Genomic DNA, 8,604 nt, shown 5'->3' on the forward strand with positions numbered 1-8,604 from the left:
GATCTTAACGATCTGTGTTTCTGTGTATCGGGACTTTTTCATCAGGAGTTCTCCTTCTTGGCTCAGTGTACGCCGAAGAACTCTAAAAAGGTATGTCACTAGTTTAGGGGAGGTTTACAGATTCACAGAGCAGGATGCACTCGATGTACTTGGCATGCTCAACACGACATCAGTAAATCTGGTTGAAATAAGTGGGGGGACATATTTTCCGTCGGCGCCAGTTAAACAAAAGCCAAAGACTAAGCCCTACTACATTGAGTTTATTAGGTATGCTAAAGCGAAATTTAGCGGTGACCTGATACTCACTGGAGGAATTGAAGGGAAAAGAATTGCTACTTCATTACTGGCAAATGGATGGGTGGATCTGATCGGACTTGCTCGGCCATTTATCATTGAGCCGGCTCTTCCTATTAAGTGGAGACAGAATAGTCTAGATAACATTAACCTTCCTCGGTTCGATCAAAGCAAGAGCGGTGATGTCACAACCAGCTACTTGGTCATGCTGTATAAACTTAGTCAAGGTAACTTGGATCATACAACGCTCAATGACACGGACTTGTTGATATATCAGCGACACCAACAAGAAAAGCGCAAGAGATGGTTAAATCGTTTTTTTCGCCAAAAGCACTGAAAAATCATACAAATCATGCAGTCAATAGTTAAGGAGAAAGCGATGACTATCGATAAGGCGATTGCGCCACTCTTCCCTGACGAGGAAATGTTGGACTTGTTAAAAAGCTGCCTACTGCCAGTGTCAGATATATCCCTTTCAGAACGAATTTTGTTTTATGGGTGTCATGAACACGGAAGCCTTTGTGCGTTGATAGGCCTGGAACTGCATGGCAATGTCGCTATGTTGCGGTCACTGGCTGTAACATTTGGCGCAAGAAAGCGGGGACTTGGGCGTTCGTTAGTAATTTTTGCTGAACATCAAGCTATGAAGAGGGGAATTGAAACGCTATTCCTATTAACCGAGACGGCTAACAACCTATTTATCCGGCTTGGATATACTTATTGCGATCGGACATATGCCCCCAAATCAGTAAGGGATACTCCCCAATTCTCAGTATTATGTTCATCGTCATCGCATTTTATGAGCAAGCAACTATTAAAAAAATGAGTTGATAAGAAATGGTAAATGTAAAAGTTAGAAAAGCAGAACGTGAAGACTGTGATCAGATTCTCGAGCTAATGAAAAAATTAGCTGAATTCGAAGGCTACATAGACCAATTCAAAGTGACAGTCACAGATCTTGAGAAGCTATGTATAGATGAAAAGAAATTTTATATCTTAGTAGCGGATGTTGATAATAATCTGGAAGGAATGCTGGTGTATTTCTTCCAACCTTTCACCTATGACTTATCTCCTTGGGTTGTAGTCAAAGAGCTTTTTGTTACTGCTAATCAGCGTGGAATCGGGATAGGCGAAAAGTTAATGAGGCAGGCCATTAAAGACTGTTTATCTGTGGGCGGAACAAAACTCAAGCTGGAAGTTTTAGCAAATAATGAAAGAGCGATACGGTTATACCAGAAACTAGGTGCTAAGCTTGAGACTGACTGGAAAAAAATGAGTTTTGAACCGCAAAGATTACTTAGCTGAACATAACTAGCTTCGAGGCAGCAAGTAAAAAGAAGCTCATCGGTAAAGAAGCCATGGCCGCCTATTCGCTTATTGGCCATTGATTTTTCAATGGCCGCAATATTGTACTGTGATGCCCGGTAAACAGCGCTGACTGACACCAATAGACAATAAGCGGACGGTTAACGCCCAAAGCAGCGGTGCGGAACATCCGCTGCCTTTGATTGTTATGCTATATGATTTTTTCAACTTTATCGTTAATTTGATTGGCTAATTTCCAATGCTTTCTTTCGTCTGTACCCAACTTATTTGATGCTTCCAATATTGCTAACTTAAGCATTGGAGGTGCAGAATTTAAGTCATCTTTGATAATTAATGCTTCGGCTCTGGAACCGCCCTTGGCAATAGCTAATGCAGCGTATCGTTTTACTACATCTGAAGATGTCGTTTGATATAGCTTGATAATATCCTTGATTTGATTCCAGTCTTCCGATGTCGTAAAAATATACAACATCCACATTGCATAATAATCCGGTGGTGGGTTTCTTTTACTATTCAACGGCTTTAGGAGTTTCTTAGCGATTTTCTTTTTTTCCTTTTTAGGAAGATCATTAAAAGAAACAATATATTTAGCCACATTTTCTGAGGATGGGTATAACAATTCAGCATTTTCGATCACAAGATCTAGGACTTGTTCTTTAATACCATCTTCTGCCTCAGGCATGCGAGGAAGCCTTGTTAGGACATAGTTAATTACTTCATAATCCACAAGAGCAGCATCCGACATAGACTCTTGCAACATTTCAACCAAATCTACAGCTTGCAATTGTTGAAGAGTTTGCTCAATCTCATCCTCATCAATTTCCTCTTCCTCATCATCCCACTCATCTTCATAGCCAGTCATTCGAATGTCACGCAGCAAGGAAATAACATGGTCCCGGTCTGTTAAGTTTTCTTCAGGTTTAGAAAGGATTTCGTCATTAAACCTCTGCTTAGGTAGTATTTTTGTTTTAGCTGATTGCAAAGTAAGGCCGTGGTGATCATATAGCCACTCGCCAAGCGAAAATAACGTTGCTTGAGCCTCATACTCAGACTTGCAAAAAATACTGTAGTCATCTACCCATCTAACAAAGTCAATCGCGTTTGAATGCAAATAAGCATCCACATCGATCAATAGAGCTTCAGCTAACACTTTGGAAGCATAAGGCCCGACAGGTATACCATAACTATTTCGTCCCATTAGGTTTGAAATAAGTTTTTTAACTAGAACTCTCGCAACATCTATTCCTCGCTGGTCTGATGCTATTGCTTGGATTGCATTTTCTAAACGATGCTGATAAATACTCGGGTAAAAATCTGCAATATCTGCGATACCAACAAAACGTATATTATCCCTATCTACCTTCCGTTCGACCTGCTCTATATAGTCGTCGTGTGCCCCTCGAGAATCATAGAGCCTGTCATCCCTAGCTTTGTCTACACGATAAGAAAATACTCGCTTAGCTCTTTTACTGATTCTATTGTCTTCAATATCATTCTTTACAATAAGGGTAAGAGCTGTATAGATAATTAAATCTTGCGGATGTAACAAATGAACAACACGAATATTTGCACGATTCTTCGGTGCGAATATCTTCATTGGCTTCTTCGGGTCATAAGTATCTAAATCGATCGACTTAATAAAATCCCTAACCTCAGCCCATTTATTTTTGACGGCTTTCCACTCAAAAGGCTCCGGTAGCATCGCACTATAACCATGATGATTAATTGCAGAAAATGCGTTCTCTAGTTCTTGCTCTGTTAAATTGAACACCTATGTATCCTTGTGGGGTATGGCATGCATTACAGCTTATTACTGAGACTTCATAGTAACACTCGTTTCCACTGAAAAACCAAATTCTGTGTTTTCATGGAAAAAATCGAAATGTCAGCTTCACGTACGGTACGGCCCGATGTCGAATACTGACGAACATCAAAAGACAATTAGCGGACATCAGGATTGTGAAATCACACTGCTACTATGAGCGAATGACGGGAATTGCTTGAACGTTTAGGAGTGATGCAATTAGTTTGAAAAGCTGACTGTAGAATCTGCGTAAACCTATCGAGTTTAGAGCTGTTTACAGATATAACGTTCAGCCATTACATCAAATATGCACGGCATTGGTTTTTTGCCTTCATCTGTTTTAGTAGAGTGGCGTGTTTCATGCGGTGAGGTCAATTCCAGTAGGAATGCAGCCATAGAGGAAGCTGAGTGCTTCACGAGTATCAAGTCTGAATTATCAAAGTCGAAAAGTAATGATCCCAAAGGCTCATCAATTTTAGAGTTTAATAACAACCTTCGATGTTTATTCTTGTTGTTATCTATAGTGTTAGTATTCTCAACCGGAAATTGGACTTCGCTCAAAATAGTCTGGCCATCATATCTATAACCAAAATGTTTAGTCATAAGCTTTAATAGGTTATCAGTAGGAAGACCAATACTTTTTATAAGAATACTTTTAGCGTCCCTTATATTTTCTCCGTCAGCAGACAAAGCCATTTCAAACTCAACTCGAAACCCCACATTTAGAGAGTCTATCACTGTCGATGCTATAACTGCGTTATCTTCAACTGTGAATGGCAGTGTGAATGAGTGTTGATCTAGCCTTGTGAGTTGTGCTTCAGAATGAACGGTGTTGGCCTTTGCACAAGGAATCAAAGAAGCATAAACCACAAACGAAAATATCAACGCTTTCAAACTGCCAGCCAACTTAATCCCCTATTGCATATATAAACCAACAATATGATTCTACTAAAACTCAAGACGTATTCAATCAGTGGGTTATGAGTGGTTTACAGTAGTTGGTTAGCCAAGTTGTATTAACTGCTCTAGACAAAGAGTAGACTTTCGCATGACCCGCCTATATAAGCTCAGCAAAGTCAGCACAGAAACGAAGAAAGGGACATGAAATAATTGCTGTATTTAAGCGATAAATGAATTTTTATGTTGTTTCCCACTATCACCTATTTGCTCCCAACTCGCTTTAGAATCAACAAATATATGATGTTTCACTTCCAGGTCTTTGTAACCACTGTCTAACAAGCTAACTGGTATATACAAACGTTTCGGGTCATTTTTCCCCGGAAGTGGTGAACCACATATATCACAGAAATTGGTAAGCCAGTCATGATTCGGCTTTACCCAAGTTCTAACTAGCTCAACTCCGCTATCATACTTAAATGCCTCATTGTCAACTACAGTAACAGCGATACCTCCGCTCCCCGTAGACTTTCTGCAAATAGAGCAGTGACAGATAAAAACAGTCGTTAATGGTGTCATGACCGAAAAGGAAATAGCACCACAATTGCAAGATCCTGCAGCGTGAATTTGGGTGTACATGTTAGACCTCTTTCTTATTCATAGTTTAGTGAGCCTTAGCTGGTAATAATTGCGTTCGATTTGCAATTTTTTATCTCTTGGTAATAGCTTCCCCGATTAAAGTTCTCTGATTTCTCATTCATGAAACCATGGAAGTAAGGTACTTGCCGAACTGAAACGTTCTTCTTATTTTCAATTTGGTCTATGAGTTGTCTGACTGAAAAGTGCCGCTCTGCTTTAGGAAAAACCATCTGGATTGGAAAGGTTGGTGTAACATCAGTTCGATTCCTAATTTGAGAACCATAAAAGCATATTGCTTCAGAAATATTGGATAAGTCTCGATTTTCGGATAAGTTCCAAATCGCGGATGCGCCAATACTAAAACCAATAAGAAGCAGCTTTTCAGAACATGAGCTCACATACTCTTCAACCAGTTCGCCATAGCACCCCAGACCAACGTTTTCCGTAAAATACGTATATGCCCCCCCTTCACTATCGAAATCCATATGCCGCCCGTTATACGGTTCTAAGATTACGGCATTTTCACTAATAGTTGCTGCAAGCTGCTCAAGTGCCGGTGTCTTACCAAAAATGTCCGTGGCAATTATGATTTTCATTGATGCAGTAGATAATTTTCAATTTAAAAGTAGTCGGAAGCCTTACACAGACAGCGATTATTATAAATACTTTTATTACTAATCGCCTTGCAGAAAAAAATATCTGCTGACCAACTTCCTTCTTGAAACTATCGATCCATTTTATTTGAAATCGTAGCTTATTATTGATTAAGATATGCTTAATCTGACCATACCCATTTACAGAGTAACTTAACTAGGGCGCTATGAGGAGGTTAATGTGGAACTCAACCCGATGAAATAAAAGTCGATGAATGGCCGTCAATAATGCTGGATATCGATCTATTGAAAACATTCAATGCAATTTCTGAAACCGGCAGTATGGCAAATGGATGGGTGGATCTGATCGGACTTGCTCGGCCATTTATCATTGAGCCGGCTCTTCCTATTAAGTGGAGACAGAATAGTCTAGATAACATTAACCTTCCTCGGTTCGATCAAAGCAAGAGCGGTGATGTCACAACCAGCTACTTGGTCATGCTGTATAAACTTAGCCAAGGTAACTTGGATCATACAACGCTCAATGACACGGACTTGTTGATATATCAGCGACACCAACAAGAAAAGCGCAAAACATGGTTTAAATGTTTTTTCTCTCCAATTTCACTTTCGAAAGAGTCCTGAAAATCAAGTAATCATGCCTCTACTAATTAAAGAAAAAGCGATGAATATCGACCAGGAGATTGTGCCAATCCTTCCTGACAGAGAAATTACTTTCAATGGGATTTTTGTTTTTTGAGAGTAGTCAAAATGGATACTTACTTAAGTTAGATGGCCTCGAATTAGCCTGTTTAACATGCTTTGACTATCCCGAAACAAGTATGCTCATGGTGGTCCATTCATCTTCAAATGCTGCACCTTTTCTTAAGTAGAATTTTCGAGCGCCCGTGTTCGACTTAAGAACTTCCCACTTCATTCTCTTGCTTCCTACTTCACCAGCACGCTTGTAAGCTGCATCGAAAAGGGCGTCACCAATACCACTTCGTCTGGACTTCTTTGGTACGTATAATTCTTTAATTATCAACCAAGGGCTTAAATCGTAAGTAAATGGTTGAAAATAATAGACAAGAATACCTTCTACATCCTTGTTTTTTTCTGCAACCAATACATTGAATTGAGCCTTTTCAAGACAGAATGTTTCTAATACCTCTTCGGTTACTGCAAACGAATAGATATATCCTTCGAAGACGGCAAGCTCTCGCATTAACTCAAGAACTCGCTTAATGTCCTTCTTAACAATATCTCTAATGATAAAATCAGACATCTGAAACTAACTCAAAACCTTCATCTAACCAGCCAGTGACACCGCCAATCATTTTTTTCACGGGTCTTCCTAGTCTTGCTAATTTGATTGCTGCTTTTTCAGTCGCGTTACAATGCGGACCCGCGCAATACACTACGAATACAGTGTCCTCGGAAAACTCACTAAGCGTTTCTAGATTTATTTTTGCATGCGGTAAAAATTCAGCCCCATGTATGTAACCCCTTTTGGCAACCTCAACACTTCTAACGTCTAGCAACACAAAGTCTTTGAGGTTATTTGTCATTGCGTAATGAACATCCCAACAATCCGTTTCGAATCTAAGTAGAGATTGGAAGTGCTCCAAAGCTTCGCTAGATGAAGCAGGTTTTGGTCTTACTACTGTTGAATGCATATATCTTTCCTCGACTATTAATGCTTTAAACAATTATTGCGCGGAGTTAAATAACGAGCTACTGTCTAAAAAGACAACATTCGATGATATATGGCCATTTAATGTCTATCAGTAAGACCGTCACGATACTACTCACCAACCAAGTGTCTATGTTTGAGCTTTCATGTGCTTTAGAGCTTTTTGCATTACCTAGAAGAGAGTTTGACTCTTGGTATACTGCGCGAGTGGTCTCGCTGACATCGGACTCTTTCCCTTCTCTTTGCAATACCGTTTTTAAATGTGAACAAGTTTCGCAACTTCCTCACAGTGATCTGTTGATCATTCCAAGCTATTCAGTGCAATTCAGCGATTCACACCAAGTAATAGTCGAGCAGGTAAGGAAGCATTCAATGGGAGGTGGCAAGACTATCAGTTTTTGCTCGGGCGCATTTCTATTAGCCGAGTCCGGTCTATTAGACGGTCGAGTCGCCACAACACACTGGATGTATGCAGATTTGTTTCAGAAAAGGTTTCCGCATATTCAATTCAAACCTGACATCATTTATCAATATGACGGTGTCGTGGGTTGCTCTGCGGGAAGTGCTGCAGGTATTGATCTAGGAATTGAAGTAATTAGGCAGGACTTCGGACACAAGGCGGCAAATACGGTTGCTAGACGCTTGGTCTTGCCAGCCCATAGAAGTGGCGGCCAATCACAATATGTAGAAAAGCCCGTGTCTTTAAGGCCCTCCTCAATATCCAAGGCTTTAGAATGGGCTGTACAAAATCTTTCAAGCGACCTATCTATTGAGGATATTGCAAGTAAAGCTAGCATGAGTCGGAGATCCTTCGACCGAAACTTCAAGAAGAACTACAAAATGACACCAGGTGAATGGCTTACCGAGAGAAAGCTTGAGACCGCAAAAAAGTTGCTTGAAACAACCGAGCTTTCGATTGAGCAAGTCGCAGTTAGAAGTGGCTATGATAGCCCAATTACATTGAGGCAAAACTTTAAAAAGACACTCTCAACGTCCCCCACTAACTATCGTATGAGCTTTGGTGAAAAACATTCCAAATATATTCCCGTAAAAACTGCTGAGGTTCCCTCTCTCTTTGTAGTGGCAGACTAAACCCGAACACCGTTTTAAGTGGTAGCATTACACTTAATAACGAGGTGTTCAATGAGAAGACAAAGACGGTCATTCAGTCCGGAATTTAAACATGATGCAGCCAGTCTGGTGCTTGATCAGGGGTATAGCGTACCCGAAGCAAGTCGCGCGGTAGACGTTCATGAAAATACCCTGCGCAAATGGGTTCAGCAGCTTGAGTCTGAGCGCGGCGGCAGCACACCAAAATCAAAAGCCCTGACACCAGAACAGCAACGTATTCAGGAACT

General features: G+C 40.4%; 11 protein-coding genes and 1 pseudogene. 6 read left to right on the top strand and 6 right to left on the bottom strand.

The window, feature by feature from the left end; all coding sequences use genetic code 11:
- The 3 genes and pseudogenes from AB1N33_RS16395 to AB1N33_RS16405 form a co-directional block, all read left to right on the top strand.
- Window positions 1–631 (top strand): annotated as a pseudogene (locus AB1N33_RS16395) (hypothetical protein); the annotation flags it as partial.
- A gap of 42 nt (window positions 632–673) precedes the next feature.
- Entirely contained in the window at window positions 674–1,120 is a 447-nt protein-coding gene (locus AB1N33_RS16400; protein WP_411272647.1) for a GNAT family N-acetyltransferase, read from the top strand.
- An 11-nt stretch (window positions 1,121–1,131) separates the two neighbouring features.
- Entirely contained in the window at window positions 1,132–1,599 is a 468-nt protein-coding gene (locus AB1N33_RS16405; protein WP_411272648.1) for a GNAT family N-acetyltransferase, read from the top strand.
- Between the two features lie 211 nt (window positions 1,600–1,810).
- Here the strand turns inward: AB1N33_RS16405 and AB1N33_RS16410 are convergent, their stop codons facing one another.
- The 4 genes from AB1N33_RS16410 to AB1N33_RS16425 all read right to left on the bottom strand — a co-directional run bounded on the left by AB1N33_RS16410 (window position 1,811) and on the right by AB1N33_RS16425 (window position 5,556).
- On the bottom strand, window positions 1,811–3,391 hold the full coding sequence (locus AB1N33_RS16410; RefSeq protein ID WP_411272649.1) for an RNA-directed DNA polymerase: 1,581 nt from the start codon (window positions 3,389–3,391) through the stop codon (window positions 1,811–1,813).
- A gap of 297 nt (window positions 3,392–3,688) precedes the next feature.
- On the bottom strand, window positions 3,689–4,330 hold the full coding sequence (locus AB1N33_RS16415; RefSeq protein WP_411272650.1) for a hypothetical protein: 642 nt from the start codon (window positions 4,328–4,330) through the stop codon (window positions 3,689–3,691).
- A gap of 213 nt (window positions 4,331–4,543) precedes the next feature.
- The gene (locus AB1N33_RS16420; RefSeq protein WP_411272651.1) at window positions 4,544–4,960 is read right to left on the bottom strand and encodes a GFA family protein; all 417 of its coding nucleotides are present in this window, start codon (window positions 4,958–4,960) and stop codon (window positions 4,544–4,546) included.
- 35 nt (window positions 4,961–4,995) lie between these two features.
- A complete protein-coding gene (locus tag AB1N33_RS16425; RefSeq protein WP_411272652.1) occupies window positions 4,996–5,556 on the bottom strand; it encodes a dienelactone hydrolase family protein in 561 nt (186 codons plus the stop codon).
- Between the two features lie 285 nt (window positions 5,557–5,841).
- Here AB1N33_RS16425 and AB1N33_RS16430 point away from each other — a divergent pair, with 285 nt between their 5' ends.
- Window positions 5,842–6,198 carry a hypothetical protein gene (locus tag AB1N33_RS16430; protein WP_411272653.1) on the top strand — a complete coding sequence of 119 codons (357 nt, stop codon included), beginning with the start codon at window positions 5,842–5,844 and terminating at the stop codon, window positions 6,196–6,198.
- Between the two features lie 181 nt (window positions 6,199–6,379).
- On the opposite strand, the gene AB1N33_RS16435 is transcribed toward AB1N33_RS16430, so the two are convergent.
- Both AB1N33_RS16435 and AB1N33_RS16440 read right to left on the bottom strand, forming a co-directional pair.
- A complete protein-coding gene (locus AB1N33_RS16435; RefSeq protein ID WP_411272654.1) occupies window positions 6,380–6,838 on the bottom strand; it encodes a GNAT family N-acetyltransferase in 459 nt (152 codons plus the stop codon).
- Window positions 6,831–7,229, bottom strand: coding sequence for a rhodanese-like domain-containing protein (locus tag AB1N33_RS16440; RefSeq protein ID WP_411272655.1), 399 nt, complete (start codon window positions 7,227–7,229; stop codon window positions 6,831–6,833). The genes AB1N33_RS16435 and AB1N33_RS16440 overlap by 8 nt, the downstream gene beginning before the upstream one ends.
- Before the next feature lie 101 nt (window positions 7,230–7,330).
- Between AB1N33_RS16440 and AB1N33_RS16445 the strand changes: the two genes are divergently transcribed.
- Window positions 7,331–8,338 (top strand): GlxA family transcriptional regulator, encoded by a 1,008-nt coding sequence (locus AB1N33_RS16445; protein ID WP_411272656.1) that lies wholly within the window; start codon window positions 7,331–7,333, stop codon window positions 8,336–8,338.
- 51 nt (window positions 8,339–8,389) lie between these two features.
- On the top strand, window positions 8,390–8,604 hold a 215-nt coding region (locus AB1N33_RS16450; protein WP_411272657.1), incomplete at its 3' end, for a transposase.

This window comes from Alteromonas nitratireducens (genome assembly GCF_040812025.1).
Lineage (GTDB): Bacteria > Pseudomonadota > Gammaproteobacteria > Enterobacterales > Alteromonadaceae > Alteromonas > Alteromonas nitratireducens.

What these genes read in the sequence shown, in the direction of transcription:
- AB1N33_RS16400 (WP_411272647.1), top strand. Translation starts at nt 674, where the DNA reads ATGACTATCGATAAGGCGATTGCGCCACTCTTCCCTGACGAGGAAATG.
- AB1N33_RS16445 (WP_411272656.1), top strand. Translation starts at nt 7,331, where the DNA reads ATGTCTATCAGTAAGACCGTCACGATACTACTCACCAACCAAGTGTCT.
- AB1N33_RS16425 (WP_411272652.1), bottom strand. Translation starts at nt 5,556, where the DNA reads ATGAAAATCATAATTGCCACGGACATTTTTGGTAAGACACCGGCACTT.
- AB1N33_RS16435 (WP_411272654.1), bottom strand. Translation starts at nt 6,838, where the DNA reads ATGTCTGATTTTATCATTAGAGATATTGTTAAGAAGGACATTAAGCGA.
- AB1N33_RS16430 (WP_411272653.1), top strand. Translation starts at nt 5,842, where the DNA reads ATGCTGGATATCGATCTATTGAAAACATTCAATGCAATTTCTGAAACC.
- AB1N33_RS16405 (WP_411272648.1), top strand. Translation starts at nt 1,132, where the DNA reads ATGGTAAATGTAAAAGTTAGAAAAGCAGAACGTGAAGACTGTGATCAG.
- AB1N33_RS16420 (WP_411272651.1), bottom strand. Translation starts at nt 4,960, where the DNA reads ATGTACACCCAAATTCACGCTGCAGGATCTTGCAATTGTGGTGCTATT.
- AB1N33_RS16440 (WP_411272655.1), bottom strand. Translation starts at nt 7,229, where the DNA reads ATGCATTCAACAGTAGTAAGACCAAAACCTGCTTCATCTAGCGAAGCT.